A 20,763-nucleotide genomic window follows, 5' to 3' on the forward strand; every position below is an offset into this window, starting at 1 on the left:
ATTGCCAATAATAAATAATACCCCTAAAATAAGGCTTATTAATAAATTGATATCTTTAAATTTACTTACAAGATTATATGCGGTCAGTATTTTAAGCTGCAAATAATGCTGAACAAATTATGACCAATACCTTAAATCAGTTAACTCCGGATTTGCCAAAAATAGTTTTTGGCACAAGCAGTCTTGGAAATTTATTTGTTGCCCTTAGCGATACTGTGAAGCGGGATATAATTGCCGAGTGTGTTAAACATTCGCCGGGTAAAGTGGTGTTTGATTCGGCCGGTAAATATGGCGCCGGTTTGTCACTTGAGTCGATAGGTAAGGCATTGAGCGATTTAAACGTAAACCCGGAAAAGGTAGTGATCAGTAACAAACTGGGCTGGTTCAGAACCGAACTGAAAACTCCCGAACCAACATTTGAGAAAGGGGTGTGGATCGATATTAAGCATGACGCCGTTCAAATGATAAGCTACGACGGGATGATGAAGTGCTTTGAGCAAGGTAACCAGTTGTTAAATGGCTGGTCGTCTGAAATGGTTTCCGTACACGACCCCGACGAGTACCTGGCTGCGGCTACCTCCGCTGAAGACGAAGTAAAAAGATATAGTGATGTAATGGACGCTTACCGAGCTTTGGCAGATTTAAAGGCTAGTGGCAAGGCTAAATCAGTTGGAATAGGCGCGAAGGATTGGCGAACAATTGTAAGGATAGCCAAAGATGTTGAGCTTGATTGGATAATGGTGGCCAATAGTATGACCATTAAAAGCCACCCGGCTGAATTATTGACATTTATGGCAGATATGGGGAAGAAAGGCGTTCCTATTATTAATTCGGCTGTGTTTCATTCAGGATTTTTAATTGGCGGTAGCCATTACGATTATAAATTGGTGGATGAAAACTTTCCGGGGCATAAGGAGCTTTTAAAATGGCGGGAAGATTTTTTTACCACCTGTAAAGAGTTTGATATAACCCCTGCTTCCGCCTGCGTGGCCTATGCACTAAACGTGCCGGGTGTTAAAAGTGTTGCTTTGAGTACTACCAACCCTTTGCGGGTTAAGGATAATGTAAATATGGCCCATACAGTTATTCCAACTGACTTTTGGATAAAAATGGTTGAAAGAGGGTTGCTGGATAGCCCCTTTAATTAGAAAAAGCAATATGACGCAAATTGACTCGCATCAGCATTTTTGGAAATATGATCCCATAAGGGATTCATGGATAAATGATGAAATGGCGGTAATTCAGAGGGATTTTTTTCCAGAGGACCTGGAGCCGGTACTTAAGAATAATGCCATTAATGGTTGCGTAATTGTTCAATCTGATCAGTCTGAGGAAGAAAATCATTTTCAGTTACAAAACGCAGCAGGGTATAACTTTATAAAGGGAGTTGTGGGCTGGGTTGATCTTTCGTCAGCTAATGTTGAGCAGAGGCTGGAGTATTACAGCCAGTTTGAGAAACTGAAAGGTTTTAGGCATGTGTTACAAGGCGAGCCGCAGCGCGATTTTATGCTCCGTCCTGAATTTTTAAACGGCATATCGCTGCTTGAAAAATATGGATTTACGTATGACATTCTGGTTTTTCCTGATCAGTTAAAATTTGTTAGTGAAATGGTTGCAAAGTTTCCGAAGCAAAAATTTGTTTTAGATCATATTGGCAAACCCTATATTAAAGACAAAATAATATCAGACTGGGATGTAGATATCGCGGCGCTTGGTAAATTTGATAACGTTTTTTGTAAAATTTCGGGCATGGTTACCGAAAACAACTGGCATACCTGGACACCCGAAGATTTTGATCCATATATGGATGTTGTAGTTGAAGCCTTCGGAACTGATAAGATAATGTTTGGATCTGACTGGCCTGTTTGTAAAGTTGCTGCCACGTATGAAGAAGTGTACGGTATAGTTAAAAATTATTTCTCCGGCTATAGCGAAAGCGAAAAAGCAAAGGTTTTTGGAGAAAATGCAATTAAGTTTTATAGTTTATCTGAATAGAAAAAATGAATTCGTTGGTTTGTGCCCATCCGGGAAAATTTGAATATAAGCAATCTGAGCGCCCGGTGTTAACACCGGGAAATGCCATTATAAAAATAAGAAGAATAGGCATTTGCGGAACAGACCTTCACGCTTTTAGAGGCACGCAGCCCTATTTTAACTACCCGCGTGTGTTAGGACACGAACTTTCTGGCGATTTGGTTGAAGCCGATGACGCGCCCGGATTTGAAATAGGGGAACGTGTTACTTTTATACCTTACATTAATTGCCAGCAATGCATTGCATGCAGATCTGGCAAGCCTAACTGTTGTGTAAATATCAAGGTATGCGGAGTGCATATCGATGGGGGAATGGCGGAATATTATTCTATCCCTTCCAGATTATTAGTACATGGCGAAGGATTAAGTTATGATGAATTGGCATTAATTGAGCCTTTGGCAATAGGTGCGCATGGAATTAGACGTGCCAGCGTTACGCCAGGCGAATTTGTATTGGTAATTGGCGCGGGTCCAATTGGTTTAGGTACCATGGAGTTTGCCCGCATAGCAGGTGCCCAGGTTATTGCCATGGATATAAATGATAACCGCCTTGCTTTTTGTAAGGAAAAGTTAGGCATACATTACACAGTTAACGCATTGGAAGACGCAAAAGAGCAGATCAGTAAAATTACCAGCGGAGACATGCCGACGGTAGTGATAGATGCCACCGGTAGTCAGAAAGCTATCAATTCTGCGTTGCAATTTATGGCCCATAGTGCGCGGTTAGTACTGATAGGTTTGCAGAAAGAAGAGATCTCATTTAGCCACCCCGAGTTTCACAAGCGCGAGGCTACCCTAATGAGCAGCAGAAATGCCACAAGGGAAGATTTTGAACACGTTATTGATTGTGTAAAAAAAGGACTCATTGATCCGCTGTCCTATATAACACATCGTACAGATTTTAACACGCTTAGTGTTGAATTTCAAAGCTGGTTAGATCCGGCATCCAATGTAATTAAGGCAGTTGCTACATTATAAAACAGAATAGGCATGAATGGAGAGAATGTAACCGAGACAGGCGTTAAACCAATTAATCTTTCAAATAAAACAGTAGCGGGTATTAGTGCTCCTGGTGTTATAACACCTACTATAAATTATTTGGACCTTCCGGTTAAGGTTTTACAGTTTGGCACCGGAGTGCTGTTGCGCGGATTAACAGATCATATTATTGATAAAGCTAACAGAGCAGGTGTATTTAATGGGCGGATAGCCGTTGTAAAGTCGACTAGTGCAGGCAGTACTGATGCCTTTGCTGACCAGGATAATCTGTACACGTTGCAGATGAAAGGTATTGAAAATAAAAGCCTTACGGAAGAAACAATCATAAACACTTCGATAGCCAAAGTTTTATCGGCTACCGACGAATGGGATTTGGTGTTAAAGGAAGCCGAAAACGCTGAACTTAGCGTTGTTATTTCAAATACAACAGAGGTTGGCCTACAGTTAGTAGAAGAAGATATTCAACAAACGCCACCTTCATCATTCCCTGCAAAACTATTAGCAGTGTTGCATCATCGTTATAAAACTTTTAACGGCAGTGCCGAAAGTGGCCTGGTAATTATACCCACAGAGCTTTTGCCCGAAAATGCAACTATACTCAAGTCAATTATAAAACAACTTATTGCCTTTAACAAGCTAAGCGCTGATTTTGAGAGTTGGGTAGATAAAAGTAATTTTTTCTGCAATTCATTAGTGGATAGGATAGTAACCGGAAAACCATCAGCGGAAGAGCAACGCCTGTTTCAGGAGAAAAATGGTTATCGCGATGAATTATTAATTGTATCAGAGCCATATCTGTTATGGGCAATTGAAGGCGATGAAAAAGTAAAATCAATATTAAGTTTTGAACAGGCAGATCCCGGTGTTGTTGTTATACCAGATATTGAAGTTCACCGTGAGTTAAAACTGCGTCTTTTGAACGGTACGCATACAATGAGTTGCGCTCTTGCGCTGGTTATGGGCTTTGATCTGGTAAACACCGCAACAAATGACGCGGTATTTTCATCCTTTCAGCAAGGTCTGATGGAAGAAATAAGATCGGCCATGCCTTATAAAGCAGATGCTGCGCTTATGACAGCTTTTTCTGAAGGAGTTTTGGATAGGTTCAGGAACCCATTTATAGCGCATCAATGGGTGGCTATCGCGCAGCAATACACCGCTAAAATTATTACAAGGGTACTTCCTGTACTAAAAGAACATTACAGGTTAAGTAACCAGGCGCCTCAAAATATTACAAAAGGCTTCGCGGCATATTTGTTATTGATGAGCAAGATTGTAAAAGACAATGGCGGGTATTATTTAGTTCATAAAAACGAGCGGCATGTTTTAAAAGACGAAAAGGCCGGTCTATTGGTAGATAAGTGGGCTTCTTATACCCCAGCTGATATTGCGTTTCAGATTTTGTCTGATAGCGAAATATGGGGCGAAGATTTGTCGCAACTACAAGGTTTTGCGGATACTGTTCAACATCATTTGAATAATTTAGTGGCGAACGACTTGGAAAAATAAATTAAAGGAATTTAAATGAAAGCTTTTTTCAGAACCCTTTTTACCCGACGGTTAACACCACTTTAACTTCAACTCCAAAGGATAAAAAGCTTACACACGAATACCCTATTAAGGAGTCTACTCGAACGCTAGCCTTCTCTTGCAAAAATATCGTCATCCGCGTATGTTTCCAATTTTAGAGTGTTTTGAAATCAATCTGAGTCTAATATTTTTTGTACCTTGAACCAACCAATTTAACACACCTGAAGTGTTTATCCATAATAAAATGAAAAAAGTATTTCTTACAATTTGCTCGATGATGATTTTTATCGTATCGACGTTCGTGTCTTATGCGCAACAGCGAAAGCGCCCCGATCCTGTTTATATTGATGCCACCGAGAATATCCTGGTGCGCAGCTTTATTGACCTGCCCGTAGGTGGCAGGGTAACTCATAGTGTAAATGTGGGGAGCCCAACCACCGTACATTATACTTATGATATGGATAAAGGAGCTATAGTTGTGGTTTGGCGCGGTGACTTTTTAAATGCGTCCAGTATGTGGATTGAGCGCGGCGATGGTTCTTCGCGCGTGCGGGGTAAAGCAACTTACTTTGGCAAACCTGCTTTAACGCTGGCTAAATTATCTTCTGATCAAGCTACCTGGATAGCCGACACAGCTGGTACAGGCTACAAACCAAAAGGCTATAAGTTGGATGACGCAGGTCTTCCAACGTTTATGTACCAGTTAAATGGCGCTAAAATTAGTGATGCCAGTAAAGTATTAGCAAATGGTGAAGGTATCCAGCGTCAGGTAACCGCGCAGAGCGCAACAACCGGCATGTACGCACGTTTAGCAGCAGGCAAACAAATTATAAAGCTTAGCGATTCGTTATTTTCAATTAACGATAAAGCCTACCAAATACGCTTAGATGATTCACAAGCTAAACCTATCATACGTACTTTGGCCGACGGACAGGAATTGCTGGTGCCTTTCCAATCTAAACTAACTTATTCAATTATTTTTTAAGCTGATTGTACATGAATATGATATCTAAAACATACAGAAATCTGTTAACAGCATTGGCGGGCGCGTGGCTTTTGGCGGCTGGTAATCATGCTTTTGCACAGGCCGAGTCTCCGAAGGAAGACGATTACTTTAAAATAAAAAATGTTGTAGCTCCGGCAGGCAGTATTTTAGAAATAGGCGGCTTATGTACCTTGCCAAACGGTACGCTGGCTGCTACAACCCGTCGCGGCGATATTTATATGATAGAGAACCCACATACACAAAATCCTGTATTCAAAAAGTTTGCCTCGGGTTTACATGAGGTTTTAGGTGCAGAATATGTGGATGGTTCATTATACGTAGCACAGCGCGGCGAACTAACCAAGATTACCGATACGAACAAGGACGGCAAAGCCGATTTGTTTGAAACCGTTTACGCATGGCCCATAACCGGAAACTACCACGAATACAGTTTTGGCCCCAAATTGGCACCTGACGGAACTTTCTTTGTGACGCTTAATCTTGGCTTCCCTGATGAGTGGTGGCATCCGCAAAGCATGGCACCTTGGAGAGGATGGACCCTGAACATCACCAAAGACGGTAAAGTAACCCCATGGGCAGCTGGTATGCGTTCGCCATGTGGCATTAGCATGATAGACGGTGAATTATGGTATACAGATAATCAGGGCGATTGGGTAGGATCAGGAAGTTTAATGAGGGTACCTAAAGGCGGCTTTATGGGGCACCCGGCCAGTTTAGTTTGGACTAACCAGCCAAACTCACCCCTTAAGCTTACTCAGGAGCAGTTTTACGCCATAAATAACCCTCGCGTTGAAAGGGATGCCAAAGGAAAACCATTTAAACCTGAAAATATTGTGAACGAAGTTTACAAAACCAAATTTGATGAAAAGAAAACATTCCCGGAGTTACAAATGCCTGCCGTATGGTTGCCACACGCTATTTTGGGTATCTCCAATACTGAAATTGTAAAGATCCCTAAAGGCTCGTTTGGGCCATTTGAAGGACAACTATTGGTAGGCGACCAGGGGCAGAGTATGCTGAGCCGCGTGTTTTTAGAGAAAGTTAACGGAGAATACCAGGGCGCCGCAATGGCATTCAGAAGCGGCTTTCAGTCGGGTGTTATCAGGTTATCCTGGTTACAGGATGGCTCACTGGCAGTTGGTGAAAGTAATCGCGGCTGGGGATCGGCAGGTGAAGCTACTATGGGCTTACAACGTTTGGAATGGAACAATAACGTACCATTTGAAATGAAAGCTATACGCGCAAAACCCGATGGATTTGAAATTGAGTTTACCCAACCTGTCGACAGAAAATCCGCAGAGGACATTGCTTCATATAAAATTGAAGGGTTTGCTTATAAATATCATGGCGTGTACGGCAGCCCTCCGGTAGCGGTAGAAAATTGTCCGGTTGTTGGCATTAAACTGTCTGCCGATGGTTTAAAAGCGCGTTTAATAGTTAATAATATGCGCAAATCATACATACACACCATAACAATTGATGGCGTGCGCGAAAAGGAACACTTTTTCAGCCTGGTACACCCGACAGCTTATTACACGCTCAACAATATTCCTACCGGTGCAAAACTTACCGGTGTAGGCATAAGCAATAAAAATTCTTCTTTAGTGGGTGCTTCGGTTACCAAACCAGCTGTTACAGCAACAACTACACCTAAAAAAGCGGTAGCGGTTAACAAAGCTCCAACTTATGCAGAGATACAACCGCTATTGGCAAAAAACACTTGCTTAGCATGCCATAGCGCAGATAAGAAGGTGGTAGGGCCAGCTTACATTGATGTGGCTAAACGTAATTACAGCGTAGCTCAGATCATCGCGCTTATAAAAAATCCGAAACCCGAGCATTGGCCCGATTATTCAACGCCAATGCCTCCTATGCCACAGGTAACCGCAGCAGAAGCTACTAAAATTGCCCAATGGATAAATTCATTGGCAAAAAAATGATGATTAAGCTATGATGGCTGCCGCATATACAAATAAAAAAACTGAACCAACAACGATATTGATTATGAAAAAAGTTTTAATGTGTTCTGCCGCTTCATTGTTCCTCACTTTAGGAGCTAACGCACAGATGATAGTGGACCCAACCAAACCACTTACCAATAAACCCGAGGAAACAGAAGTTTATCCGCCGCAGGCAGCGTTGCCTAAAGTGGTTAAGGCGACTGCATCTTTTGAAGCGCCACCGTCTGACGCTATTGTATTATTTGACGGCAAAAACCTTGATGAATGGGTGTCTTCAAGAGGTAAAACACCCGCAAAATGGACGTTGGCAGACGGAGCCTTTACCGTTAATAAACCATCGGGCGATATGGAGACAAAACGCAACTTCACCAACTACCAGTTGCATATTGAATACAGGATTCCTGCTAACATAACCGGCGAAGGCCAGTCGCGTGGCAACAGCGGCATCTTTCTGGCAGCAACCAACGGAAAAGCCGGTGGTTACGAAATACAGGTGCTTGACGGGTATAACAATGAAAACAAGACTTATGTTAACGGTATGGTGGGAAGTATCTATAAAGAGGTTGTTCCCTTGGCCAACCCTGCGCGCAAGGCAGGTGAATGGAACGCTTACGATATTGTTTGGACAGCCCCGACGTTTAATGCCGACGGCACCGTTAAAACTAAAGCCCGTGTAACGGCTTTTTTAAATGGTGTGCTGGTGCAAAATAATTTTGAAGTGCAGGGCGAAACCAACTACATTGGCAAGCACGATTATGTAAAACATGGCCCGGCGCCAATAAAATTGCAGGCACATGGCGATAAAAGTGAGCCGGTAAGTTATCGTAATGTGTGGTTACGTGAATTATAAGTGATTAGTAAGTGCTGATATAACATAAGGCTGCGCATCATCAATGCGCAGCCTTATTTGTTGCAATTAATATTATTGTTTAATCCGCTAACTTTTATAATCAGGTTTCCCTGCTCTCATCCAGCTAACAACCGACTTTATTTCGCCATAGCTGTAATTTTCACCTAAAATTTCTTTTAGGGGCGACAGCTTATCATCGCCATACTTTTCAACAACATCCTGTATAGCTGGTATCTTTTCAGGGTTGACAATGGATGTTATCTCCAATTCCCCCTGCTCTATAAAATAAGCTAAATGACCTTCAATTGTAGTGGTAGCCAAACCGCGGCCAGCAGCTATCTCCACAACTGTTTTACCTTCCTGATATAGCGTAAAACTCTCGCGTTGGGTACCTGCAGTTTTTTTTCCAGTTCGGTTAGTGGTCGCTTTACGCTCGCGCTTTGTTTTCTTTTGATCTATTTTTGATGAAAGGCCGCGTTGTGCACTGTAGCTTTTTACCGGTACCAAAAACTCCCTACCATAACGCGCCAGTTTTATATCGCCAAAACCCGAAATGAGCCGCAACTCATCCATGCTTTGCGGCAGGTAAGTGGCCATTTCCAATAATGTGTTGTCTGCGAGTATGATATAAGGTGGTACATTATCGTTTTGGCCAATTTCCCTCCTTACGCTTTTTAACTCATTCAGCAAATTCATTTCAAATGGCAGCTCAATATCATTTTCACGTTCTTCAGTAACTTTAGAAGCGATAAATTGCACTTTCTCAAACCCTTTTAATACAGCCTCACTTTTTTCTGTTAGCTGCAACACCGGGTATTCGCCTTCCGATGCCTGCAAGTAACCGGTGGCAACTAACTCACGCATATAACGCTGCCAATCTGCTTTGCTGATATCGGCAGCTACGCCATAAGTTTTAAGCTGTTTATGTTCTTCACGTATCCGTTCGCTTTTAGATCCTCTCAAAAATTCAATAACGTAACCTGCTCCAAACCTTTCCTTTAACCGGGCCACTGCAGATAGTGCCTTTTGAGCAATCAGCGTACCATCGAAGCGTTCAATCTCCGTCAGGCATACATCGCATGATCCACAATAATCCGGAGCCTGCTCGTCAAAATATCGCAATAGAAACTGTCTTCTACAGGTTTGCAGTTCGCTGTAGCGCACCATATCGTCCAGCTTTTTAAGCATAATACGGCTCTGGTCAGGATTATTCTCAATCCTTGCAAACTCTTTTAATTTTTGCGCGTCACCGGGCGAATAATATAACATCGCATCTGAAGGTAATCCATCGCGACCAGCCCGGCCTGTTTCCTGGTAGTAGCCCTCAATATTTTTGGGTAGATCTATGTGCACAACGTAACGCACGTTTGATTTATTAATGCCCATACCAAACGCAATGGTTGCTACTATTATCCTTACGTCGTCGCGTAAAAAAGCCTCCTGGTTACGCGCTTTGGTTGCGTTATCCAACCCGGCATGATAAGCTTCTGCCAGGAAACCTTCGGCTTTTAAATCGGCGGCTAATGCTTCAGTGGATTTTCTCGAAAGACAGTAAATTATACCGGACTCATCTTTACGCTTATCCAAAAACGCCAGCAACTGGTCAAAGCTTTTTCGTTTAGCTGCAACGGTGTAGGTAATATTTTCGCGGTTAAAAGAGGATATAAATACCGCAGGATCTTTAAGGTCAAGTTTCTCAAGAATATCCTTTTGAGTAAGTTTATCAGCGGTTGCGGTAAGCGCGATAACAGGTACCTGCGGAAAGTATTGTTTTAAACCGGCAAGCATTAAGTATTCGGGCCTAAAATCATGCCCCCAATGCGATATACAATGCGCCTCATCAATTGCTATCTGCACAACCGGTAATGATTGTAAAAACTCAACCAATTTATTTTCGGCGCCAAACAAACGTTCAGGTGCCATGTACAGCAACTTTATTTGATTACTGCGTAATTTTTCAATTAACTTCCCCTGCTCATCCGGACTTTGTGAAGAATTTAAAAATGTGGCTGGGATACCATTAATGTTCAGGCTGTCAACCTGGTCTTTCATCAAGGCAATAAGGGGCGATATTACAATAGTAAGACCATCTAATAACACTGCAGGCAGTTGGTAACATAATGATTTGCCGCCACCGGTAGGCATCAGCGCCAGTACATCCTTACCGTTTAATATGTGCGTTATTATCTCTTCCTGGCTATGCCTGAAATCGGTGTATCCAAAATATTTTTGTAAGGCTTGGTTAGGCGTCATATGCAAAGCTAATAATTTTAGCATGTTGATTTGCCATCTTTCAGCTTTTTTTAAAAACTTAATATAAGTGTGAATGCTTAACTCATTAAACTCCCGGTGAAGGATACTTTGATCTTAGATTGAAAGTTGGCAATGATCTTAAAGATCTCTTTTAAAGTAACCTGCTCCAATTTAGAAAGTTGGTCAATGTCAATGTAATTGTCAGGGGCAGAATGATCCTGCATTATTTGCTCGGTTTGCTTTTTAAGTCTCAAGTTCATCAGGAAATAATACGATTGGCTTAACTCATGATACTCCGTGTCTGAGAAGATCTCGTTGGCACGTAAGGCTTTCATGCGCTCGCCGGTATTTACCTCAAAAATCCGGTTCTTTAAAGCGTAAACGCGCACCAAATCAACAATAGGGCTCATTGCCCGTTTAATATCAAAAACCTCGCGGGTGCCTTTTTTAAAAGTGCGGATATTGTTGAAGAATGTTAAAGGCGGCTCGTACTGCAATGCGTTTTGTGCCATATAGTGGAATAGTTTCTCCATGGGCTGTTGTAACTTCTCATCCAAAAATTCATGCAATTCATCCATTATGGTGTTATCGCCATAAATGGTGCGGCAATCAAAAAATGTAGAGAAATTGATCACGGTTTCGGGGATGGACTCATCCATCCAATACTCATAGTTACGTTTCCAATGAGAAAGGGAATGTGTCCATTTTGGGTTCTGCGCCATGAAATCGCCGGTGCAGTAAACAAAACCTATCCGATCAAGATCTGCCGATACACGTGTAGCCATATCCAAAAAATAGGCCCGCACTTCTTCGCGATGCTCGTTGGCCTTATCTTCGTAAATAATAGCGTTGTCCTGGTCTGTTTTAAAAGTTTGCTCTTTACGGCCCTCGCTGCCTAACACCATGAATACAAACTTGGCTGGCGGTTCGCCAACCTCGGCAATTATGTTTTCTATAACTTTTTGCGCAATGGTATCGGCAACTGTAGTAATTATCTGATTTACAATTTCTGCGTTAACGCCGCGCCCCAGTAATTGCGTTACAAATTGCGGAACGCCCTGCCACTTACGCTTTAACTCATCGGTTGAGTTAGCCAGTTTAACCGACTGGATGAATACCAGAGGTGATTGCGCCTGTTCGCTTAATAATTTATTCCTGCTGATAAAACCAACATGGCGGCTATCCTTTTCAATCAGAATATAACGTGTTTTGGTTTGAAACATCATTAGCAAAGCCTCATAAACAAATGCATTGGCGCTTATGCTGATAATAGGAGTGGCGATTACCGTTTGCACCGCATCGGCTGTGTTGTGTTGTTGTGCAATTACTTTATCGCGTAGTGTAATATCAGTTACGTAGCCAATGATCTTTTGTGCATCGTCCGTTACAAACAGACAGCTGGTTTTTTGGGCCGCCATTAGCTGAGCAACTTTAAATATGGGTGTTTGATGATAACAAGATACCACAGCTCTGAATTCAACACTGTCTATGCGGCGCGAATACATTTGCTCTGACGCTACATAGCTTTCGGTAAACGAAGCGGGCTGCTTAAAGAAGTGAACAAATTCTTCATTTTGCATACGCTTGCCAAACTCGGCTGTAAAGTGCAAAAAGAACTCCTCATACGCCTTACAAAGTACTCTAAACTCTTTTCTGTGCAGAAAATAAACTTTAGTGCCTTTTTTTGCAATGACGGTACGTAAGGAACGTCTCCTGTTAAGCAATACCGATACACCGCCATAGCAAAAGCCGGGCTCGTGCGTCTCTACCACGCGCTTGTTGCCGGTACTATCGTAAAAAAAAGACTCGTAACTACCGTCCGCAATAATGTCAACACCCTTCATCATGGTAACATCCTGCTGATAGATAGTTGTATCTTTTTTATAGCTAACCTCTTTTAACTCTTCAGCCACACCTGCTAATACATCTTCAGGGAGTGTATTAAACGGGGTGACGGTTTTTAGAAACTCCAGTCGGTTACTCATAAGCTGTAGATGGTAAATAGCAATAACAATATAATAACTAACATGGGTAAAAAACAACCATTTGATTTTTTAGCCGGTTCGCGCTGTAATTCAAAGTCTTTATTTTGTTGGATGATGCCGGCCTCGGATATTTCTCCCCGCTTACGTAATTCAAAAAAAGATTCAGCAGTAGCGCGCGCATCGTGCAGTGCATTATGCTCATGTTGCAGATCTATCTTAAAAAGCATATAATACAGGTCGCCCAGGCGCAGTTGCCGGGTTGATGGACTGCGCAGTAGCTGCGTGGTGGCAACCATCGTACAAAAAACCGGTAGTTTGCCTAAGGGATTATAAACCCCGCTGCGGTAAAATGCGGCCCCCATCAGGTAATAATCCAACTGCATAAAATGCCCTATGATGGTCGGCTCATATTCTACCAGATCATTAGCCAGGATTTCCATCACTTTGATCAGCGGCTCGCCATGCGATAGTAAAAAATCAGGAGTGATATGATGCGTGGCAATGGCGGAATCGGTTATGGTTACACCGTCGTCATTAATGTAATGATTTTGCTCTTTAACTAAATTATGTTGCTCATCATACACTAACCAGGCTATCTGCACTATATGGGGCCAGTTACCTTCGGCACTGTATGGCAAGGTCCAGTTAACCGGCAGGCCGGATGCTTCGGTATCAATAAACAGCAGGTATTTACTCACTCAATTGCGTTTGTGTGGGCTAAATATAAACACATTTGTTAGCTGTTAGCGGCTAAATTTTTACTTGTTTTCATCGTGCAGCGTTTCACAAAATATATCATACAAACGAAACGCGCGGAACGAATTTTTTGTTATTATGCTTGTTATCAACCGATTATTAATATGATGTGAAACAAAATGAAACTACTTATATGTCAGTAAATTTAGGTTCACGTTCAATGTAATTATTTGTTTTTCAAATGGTTGTACATCATAGAATTTCACTGTGTTTAGTGAAACGCTTCTGCTTATTATTCTGAGGTTACTGACACACTTGTGTCACCGTTTATCCAATTTAGGCCTCGTATCTTGCATAAAAACAAAATTATGGATCATCACTACGCCGCACTTTACCCATCGCGACCAGCTGAAATAGAGCTTATCCGCGATATGGCCCGGGGAGCCTTAACACCCAAACAAAAGAAAAAGTTAAATGACGAGTGCTATACCCCGCTCAATACTAAAGACGCTTTTATTATAAAGCCCGCTGCCGCGTGGGTATCAGCTGGTGCTGATGCCCACGCGCCCGATAAGCTGTTTGGCGATTTTTGGTACCGTGGAGAGCTGTGCATCCTGTTTGCCGATACCAATGTGGGTAAATCTATACTGGCAGTGCAAATTGGCAACGCCCTAAGCAGCGGCGAACCTATACCTGTGCTGGGGGCCACATTACCTGCCGAACCGGTTTTGTATTTTGATTTTGAATTAAGTACGGCGCAGTTTGAGGGCCGTTACAGCAGCAGAATGCAGAGCCGTTATCCGTTTAATAAAAACTTTTACCGCGTTGTATTAAACCCCGATGCACAGGGTATAGAGCGGTTTAAAAATTATGCGGACTACATGAACAACGCCCTGGAAAATATTATTATAACCACAAAGGCCCGCACACTGATATTAGATAACATTACCTGCCTGCGTAGCGGTACGCATGCTGCCGAGAGCGCTATTAGCCTAATGCGCAATTTGCAAGCGATAAAGAACAAGTACAACCTGTCTATATTGGTATTAGCACATACACCTAAACGTAACCCGGCCAAGCCCATTACCCGCAACGATTTGCAGGGCAGTAAAATGCTGATCAATTTTGCCGACAGCGCTTTTGCCCTCGGCGAAAGTAAAACAGCCAACGGCCAGCGTTATATTAAACAAATAAAGCAGCGCAGCGGCAACGAATACTATGGAGCAGCTAATGTATGCCTGTGCCGCATAACAAAGCCGGGCAACTTTTTACAATTTGAAGTAGAGGGCTTTGACCACGAAACGGCCCACCTGCTTCATTACTCCGAAGATCAGCGCCGCTATACTGAAGAAAAGGTGGAGCGCTTGCATAAGCAGGGTGTAAGTTTCCGTAACATAGCCGAGCAGACCGCTGTTTCGCTGGCTACGGTGTTCAGAATGGTTAAGCGGTTGGAGAAGGGGGTGAGGAGTGAGCAAGCGGCTATACTGTAGTTGCAAACTACAGGCATAGTCGTCCGAAGTTACAAACTTCGGACAGCGGGGCGCCGCTATACCGAAGAAAAGGTGGAGCGCTTGCATAAGCAGGGTGTAAGTTTCCGTAACATAGCCGAGCAGACCGCTGTTTCGCTGGCTACGGTTTTTAGGATGGTTAAGCGGTTGGAGAAGAGTGAAAGAGCAGTGAAAACGATTGGCTAGGAGATTATACTATGTAGTTGCAAACTACATGCATATTCGTCTGAAGTTATAAACTTCAGACAGCGAGCGTTTTTTTTATAGTAAAGCTTATTGCCATTTTGTAGGGAAGAATTGCAAATTAGCTTTATGGCGGTGTAAGCTTCTTAGTCCAGTAGAGTTATGTCGTTTTCAATTGCTTTCAGCTGATTATAAAATTCCAGAAGCTCCCCACTGTCCGAAGTTTGTAACTTCGGACGACTATGCTTGTAGTCTTCAGACTACCGTCAAAAAAACAAACAATCCACATCAATTATCTTATCAATATCCGCATAGTTTGAGGCGCTTGAGTAAACGTAATCTTCGGCCTTATAAACCCAGCCCGCTTTAACAGGATTATTATGAATATAGTCAATTTTTTGTTGCGTAAAGACACGCGAACTCAACTCTACAAAGTGATTATCGTGTTCCCAAAGTTGATAACGTTCGTTACGACTGTGCCTGGATGCATAGTACTTAAATTGATGCAACATCCATTCCCTCCGGCTTTCGGTAGTATTCGTTTCAACATCGGCAATAATCTGCTTGGACGTGAACTTTTTACAGTCGCGCACAAAGTTGCTAACACTAAGCCCTTCATCAACAGAAACAATTAAATGCACATGATTAGTCATTATAACATAAGCGTGTAAATGCATACCCTTGTTTTGCTGGCAATATTTTAACGACTCAATTACCATATCGCGATAGATCTGTCTGGAAAAAATATCTATCCATCCAACAACAGTAAATGTTATGTAATAAATTGCCTGTTGGTCTCTGATAATGTAGCCCTTGCGTGCCATTTGATTTAGGTTTTTGCTAAAAGTAGACATTTTGCCTGTAGTTGCAAACTACGTGCATAGTCGTTCGAAGTTACAAACTTCGAACAGCGAAAGTGGGTTAGGAGAGCATACTGTGTAGTTGCAAACTACATGCATATTCGTCCGAAGTTATAAACTTCGGACAGCGAGGTTTTTAGGAAATGTTTACATAACGCAGGTTGTAATATTTATTCGTATTTTTAGTAAAAACCTGCACAATGAAGAAATACCTGTTTTTAATGCTTGCATTGCCGCAGGCCGTAAACACTTTGGCGCAAAGCAAGCGACCGCTACCCGTTATTGATATGCATCTGCACGCTGTTGGTGCCAATGACCAAGGACCTGCACCGGTAAAAGTAGGTGCGCCATTTGCTTACTTTGGGTATGCCGACCCTAATGTGAGTTACGAGGAAACATTTATTGGTGCTCTAAAAACAGGCGCCTGGAATAAGGTTTCTATCTCTTCGCCACTAACTGATGAGGAATTAAAGCAACAAACATTAGCCATTTTGAAAGAAAGAAACATGTATGGCGTGTTGAGCGGGGATATGGAAAAAGTACGTGCCTGGAAAGCCGCCTTGCCTAACAGAATTATAAACGCGGTCTATTGGGATTTCGGTATCTTAAAACGTAACAAACTTAACGTAGACTCGCTAACCAAATTGTTTAAAACCGGAGAGTTTAAAGTGTTTGGAGAAGTAGCTATCCAATACGAAGGTATATCTGCAGCCGACCCGGCTATGGAGCCTTATTTTAAAATGGCAGAAGACCTCAGTATTCCGGTAGGCATACATATTGGCACCGGGCCACCGGGTATTTCATTACTAAGTAAGTCCAAAGCCCGGTTGGGTAGCGCACTAATACTTGAAGATGTATTAGTTAAACATCCTAAATTAAGAATTTATGCCATGCACGCCGGTTGGCCTATGATAGATGATATGGTTGCAATGTTATATGCTTACCCGCAATTATACGTGGATCTTGGCGTAATCAACTATGTGCTGCCGCAAAAAGAGTTCGATTTTTATCTACAACGACTGGTAAATGCCGGGTTTGGCAAAAGAGTAATGTATGGTTCAGACCAAATGGTCTGGCCCGGTGCCATAAAGATTGGTATTAAACGGATAGAGAACGCCAACTATTTAACTATAGAACAAAAGCGTGATATTCTATTTAATAATGCTGCACAATTTTTAAAGTTGAGCGCTAAAGAAATCGCCGCCATGCAGTAAGATTTAAATTGCATTACTATTTATAGACGTTCGTATATGCGATGAGTTGCAACTGCACAGCAGTAATGGAGTAGTGTTTATAACAGACCACAGTCAATCATGGGGGATTTCGCCAATTAAAAGGTTAGTAAAGGCTTTTTAAAAATTATCCCTAATTTGCACTACCCGATTAAAGACACTGCAAACCATTTATGAAGAAGTTTATCTGCGCGTTAGTACTAACTGCAAGTATTGGCTATAGCTTTGCTCAAAGTGTAAAGCTCAGTTTCGATAAAACATCGCCGCAGGCCAGTTACGCCGCTGCTCGTTTACAAAAAGTGCTTGCCTCAAAACATTACGCTATGGGTTCGGGCGGATATAATATTTCTATCAGCTTTAATAGTGAGTTGGGCAAAGAGGGCTACAGTGTAGTCGCTCAGGGTAAAGCAATAAAAATTGAAGGCGGCGATGGAACCGGCGTTGTTTACGGCGCCTTGTCAGTAGCAGAGGATCTGGCTAATGGCATTAAACTTCAAGCAATAAAAGCGGGTAAAGGCACACCTCAAATGCAGCTAAGGGCGGTAAAGTTTGATATGCCATGGGATACCTATAGGCACCACTTATCACTTGATCAGCATTACGAAACCTGCCGTGATATAAAATACTGGGAAGCTTTTTTAGATATGATGGCAGATAATAGGCTGAACGCTTTGAGCTTATGGAACCTTCATCCGTTCACTTACATGATACGGCCAAATAATTATCCGCTTGCAACACCTTTTAATGATAAAGAATTAAAAGAATGGCAAACCCTGTTTAAAGGCATATTTAAAATGGCTAAGGAGCGGGGCATAGATACATATTTGGTGCCGTTCAATATATTTTTCAGTCCGGAGTTTGCAAAGAACTACCCGGTTAAAAAGCCGAACCTTGATCATGATTTTTTTGTGGATGGTGATACATCAGCCATCGTAAAAAAATACACCCGCGAATGCGTTACACAGGTGCTGCAGGAATACCCTGATTTGGACGGTATAGGCTTTACCTTAGGCGAGGGCATGGGTGGCATGACGCCTGAACAACGGGAAGACTGGATGACCGAGACCTATATAGCCGGTATGCGCGATGCAGGCCGACCGGGAAAACTGATCCATCGTATACCCTTCTCGAGCACCACTGGGTCACTCGGCGTAACTTCAATACAAACGGAAGTAATGACGCGTAAAACCATTGAGGAACAGAATAACATGCCATTTATTAACGGACCTATCTGGGCTGATCTGAAATATAACTGGTCGCATCCGTTCTCTACAACTAAATTGATAAAAGTACACGGCGGCAAATTATTCGACACTTATTTTAAGCTGCCGGCTAAATTTAAAGTTACCTGGACCGCCCGCAACGAAGATGTTTTTTGCCTGCGCTGGGGTGTACCTCAGTTCATCCGCGAGCACGTTAAGGCAAATAGTCAGCCCTCCACAGGTGGTTATTTTATAGGCTCAGAAAGTTATATCCCCGGCAAGGATTATTTTACCAACCCGGCTATAAAAGTAAACTGGAAATACGCCTTTCAGCGGCAGTGGATGTATTACAAGATCTGGGGCAGGTTATTGTATGATGCTAACACACCCGATAAAATATTTAGCGATGAGTTTGTTCGCAGGTACGGAGCGGCGGGTAAAAACCTGTTAGAGGCTTCATCACTCGCCGGAAAAACAATGCTGGCTACAGGCAGATTTTTTGATTCTACTTATGACCTTACCCTGTACAGCGAAGGCATGATGGGGCAATTTGGCCGCAATAAAGACATGAGGTATATTGATGTTGATAATCAAATAAAACGGCCTGTTCTTGATTCTACAGCGACTATATCCATTGCCGATTATGTTAAGGCCATAAACAACGGCCAAAAGGTTGACCCAAAACTAACCACACCCTTAATGATTGCCGACTCGTTAACGCAAGATTGTAACAGGGCACTGGCCTTGGTTAAGGCAATTAACACCAGCGCCAACACGGGCTTAATGTATGAGGTAGCAGATATTAAAACATGGGCCAATCTGGGTCTTAACATGGCAGAACGAATGCGTGGCGGTGTAGCTTTACAAATGTACCGTACCAAAGGCGGCGAAGACAATAAACAGAAAGCTATTGCACATTTAGAGAAGGCCCTGACTTACTGGAAAAATGTGGCGGCAATAACACGCCCAATTTATAACGATATGCCGTTAACCCACCTGATGGAGGACGGCGGCAGAACCTGGAAGCAAAATTATAACGATACGTTTCACTGGGCAAAGCTTACGCCTCAGGTTGCTGCAGATGTTGACTTTGCCAAAAAAGCAGTGGCCGGAAAATGATGACAACTCCGTTACACACGTCATTAGTACAAATAGTTATTTGTTTGCTTATTGGCATAGGGCTTATTGTAATACTTACTTCAAGGTACCGCGTACACGCGTTCTTTGCGCTTTTACTTGCCTCGTTTGTTGTAGGCCTGGGCGTTGGTCTGCCTGTTGTTGACGTGATTACAGCAGTAAAAGATGGCTTCGGCAATGTAATGAAATCGCTGGCTGTTATTATTGTACTGGGTACTACGCTGGGCGTTTTGTTAGAGCATACCGGCAGCACACAGGTAATGGCATCATTTATTATGCGCAAAGTGGGCGAGAAACGCTCTGCACTGGCCATGACGCTAACCGGCTTTATTGTTGGCCTCCCCATATTTTGCGACTCAGGCTATATCGTTTTAAGCGGACTAAATCGTTCGTTAGCGCGGCGCACCCAAATCCATATGGCGGTAATGGCAGTTTCATTGGCTACCGGTTTATATTCTGTGCATTGTTTGATCCCGCCACATCCCGGCGCTTCTGCTGCGGCAGGCATTATAGGCGTGGATTTTGGCAAGCTGATACTGATGGGCATCATTATAGCGATACCGGCATCGGCAGTGGGTTATTTGTGGGCTAATTACATGGGCAAAAAGGTAGAAGATGTAATGGATAATGATATAGATATCGCCACAGAAAACGCCCATTTACCATCGGCCATAAAAGCTTTTTTGCCGGTTGTTGTTCCTATTTTGTTGATCTCCTTAAAATCTTTCGTTGTAATTGATCCCGCCATTAATGCACCATGGTTAGGCAGCGTATTAGCTTTCGGCGATCCTGTTCTGGCGCTGGCTACAGGTGTTTTGTTGGCCCTTAACTGCAAACGCGGTTGGGACAGAGCCACCCTTGGGAGATTGTTAACAGACGGCGCCGAAAAGGCAGGCGGCATATTGGTGATAATAGGAGCGGGCGGCGCATTTGGTGCTGTGCTGGCAGCCACCAAAATAGGCGACCACTTAAGCGGCGCATTTGCATTGGGAAGTTTGGGCCTGCTGTTTCCTTTCCTGGTTACGTTTGTTTTAAAAACAGCGCAGGGCTCATCAACGGTAGCTATTATCACTGCTGCATCTATCGTGTTGCCCTTATTGCCCGCTTTAGAGCTGAACACGCCTAATGGTCACCTATTAACTGTTTTGGCTATGGGTGCGGGCTCTATGATGATATCGCATGCTAACGATGCCTACTTTTGGGTAATAGCCAAATTTTCAGGGCTCGAACTTAAAACCATGTTACGGGTCTATTCGGTTGCTACTGTGCTAATGGGTATAACATCCTTTATAATGGTTTACGTCCTATCAATGGTAATGGCTTAGGTT

16 protein-coding genes are annotated in these 20,763 nt (G+C 42.8%); 12 read left to right on the forward strand and 4 right to left on the reverse strand.

Annotated elements, in window-relative coordinates:
* The first annotated feature begins 119 nt into the window (after positions 1–119).
* The 7 genes from ACVW2L_RS05465 (at position 120) to ACVW2L_RS05495 (ending at position 8,379) form a co-directional block, all read left to right on the forward strand.
* Positions 120–1,148 carry an aldo/keto reductase gene (locus tag ACVW2L_RS05465; protein ID WP_457126952.1) on the forward strand — a complete coding sequence of 343 codons (1,029 nt, stop codon included), beginning with the start codon at positions 120–122 and terminating at the stop codon, positions 1,146–1,148.
* Positions 1,149–1,158: 10 nt separating this feature from the next.
* Positions 1,159–1,995 carry an amidohydrolase family protein gene (locus ACVW2L_RS05470; protein WP_457126953.1) on the forward strand — a complete coding sequence of 279 codons (837 nt, stop codon included), beginning with the start codon at positions 1,159–1,161 and terminating at the stop codon, positions 1,993–1,995.
* Positions 1,996–2,000: 5 nt separating this feature from the next.
* Positions 2,001–3,011: a zinc-binding alcohol dehydrogenase family protein gene (locus tag ACVW2L_RS05475; RefSeq protein WP_457126954.1), complete on the forward strand. Its 1,011-nt coding sequence runs from the start codon at positions 2,001–2,003 to the stop codon at positions 3,009–3,011.
* 12 nt (positions 3,012–3,023) lie between these two features.
* Positions 3,024–4,541, forward strand: coding sequence for a tagaturonate reductase (locus ACVW2L_RS05480; protein ID WP_457126955.1), 1,518 nt, complete (start codon positions 3,024–3,026; stop codon positions 4,539–4,541).
* A gap of 265 nt (positions 4,542–4,806) precedes the next feature.
* Complete coding sequence (locus ACVW2L_RS05485; protein WP_457126956.1) at positions 4,807–5,547, forward strand: hypothetical protein; 741 nt, start codon at positions 4,807–4,809, stop codon at positions 5,545–5,547.
* Between the two features lie 11 nt (positions 5,548–5,558).
* A complete protein-coding gene (locus tag ACVW2L_RS05490) occupies positions 5,559–7,508 on the forward strand; it encodes a c-type cytochrome (protein WP_457126957.1) in 1,950 nt (649 codons plus the stop codon).
* 64 nt (positions 7,509–7,572) lie between these two features.
* Entirely contained in the window at positions 7,573–8,379 is an 807-nt protein-coding gene (locus tag ACVW2L_RS05495; protein WP_457126958.1) for a 3-keto-disaccharide hydrolase, read from the forward strand.
* A gap of 87 nt (positions 8,380–8,466) precedes the next feature.
* Here ACVW2L_RS05495 and recQ read toward each other — a convergent pair whose 3' ends face one another.
* The 3 genes from recQ to ACVW2L_RS05510 all read right to left on the reverse strand — a co-directional run bounded on the left by recQ (position 8,467) and on the right by ACVW2L_RS05510 (position 13,315).
* Positions 8,467–10,632 carry a DNA helicase RecQ gene (recQ, locus tag ACVW2L_RS05500; RefSeq protein WP_457126959.1) on the reverse strand — a complete coding sequence of 722 codons (2,166 nt, stop codon included), beginning with the start codon at positions 10,630–10,632 and terminating at the stop codon, positions 8,467–8,469.
* A gap of 77 nt (positions 10,633–10,709) precedes the next feature.
* On the reverse strand, positions 10,710–12,617 hold the full coding sequence (locus ACVW2L_RS05505; protein ID WP_457126960.1) for a DUF294 nucleotidyltransferase-like domain-containing protein: 1,908 nt from the start codon (positions 12,615–12,617) through the stop codon (positions 10,710–10,712).
* Entirely contained in the window at positions 12,614–13,315 is a 702-nt protein-coding gene (locus tag ACVW2L_RS05510; protein WP_457126961.1) for a 3'-5' exonuclease, read from the reverse strand. Before ACVW2L_RS05510 ends, ACVW2L_RS05505 begins: the two co-directional genes overlap by 4 nt.
* Positions 13,316–13,681: 366 nt before the next feature.
* On the opposite strand from ACVW2L_RS05510, the gene ACVW2L_RS05515 reads away from it, so the two are divergent.
* Positions 13,682–14,803, forward strand: a complete 1,122-nt coding sequence (locus ACVW2L_RS05515) for an AAA family ATPase (protein WP_457126962.1) — start codon at positions 13,682–13,684, stop codon at positions 14,801–14,803.
* On the forward strand, positions 14,804–15,007 hold the full coding sequence (locus ACVW2L_RS05520; protein ID WP_457126963.1) for a winged helix-turn-helix transcriptional regulator: 204 nt from the start codon (positions 14,804–14,806) through the stop codon (positions 15,005–15,007).
* 263 nt (positions 15,008–15,270) lie between these two features.
* On the opposite strand, the gene ACVW2L_RS05525 is transcribed toward ACVW2L_RS05520, so the two are convergent.
* A complete protein-coding gene (locus tag ACVW2L_RS05525) occupies positions 15,271–15,858 on the reverse strand; it encodes an REP-associated tyrosine transposase (protein ID WP_457126964.1) in 588 nt (195 codons plus the stop codon).
* A 206-nt stretch (positions 15,859–16,064) separates the two neighbouring features.
* Here ACVW2L_RS05525 and ACVW2L_RS05530 point away from each other — a divergent pair, with 206 nt between their 5' ends.
* The 3 genes from ACVW2L_RS05530 to ACVW2L_RS05540 all read left to right on the forward strand — a co-directional run bounded on the left by ACVW2L_RS05530 (position 16,065) and on the right by ACVW2L_RS05540 (position 20,760).
* Positions 16,065–17,078 (forward strand): amidohydrolase family protein, encoded by a 1,014-nt coding sequence (locus ACVW2L_RS05530; RefSeq protein WP_457126965.1) that lies wholly within the window; start codon positions 16,065–16,067, stop codon positions 17,076–17,078.
* A gap of 191 nt (positions 17,079–17,269) precedes the next feature.
* Entirely contained in the window at positions 17,270–19,417 is a 2,148-nt protein-coding gene (locus ACVW2L_RS05535; protein ID WP_457126966.1) for a glycoside hydrolase family 20 zincin-like fold domain-containing protein, read from the forward strand.
* A complete protein-coding gene (locus ACVW2L_RS05540) occupies positions 19,414–20,760 on the forward strand; it encodes a GntP family permease (protein WP_457126967.1) in 1,347 nt (448 codons plus the stop codon). The genes ACVW2L_RS05535 and ACVW2L_RS05540 overlap by 4 nt, the downstream gene beginning before the upstream one ends.
* Positions 20,761–20,763 lie beyond the last annotated feature (3 nt).

Source organism: Mucilaginibacter sp. HD30, from assembly GCF_054061755.1.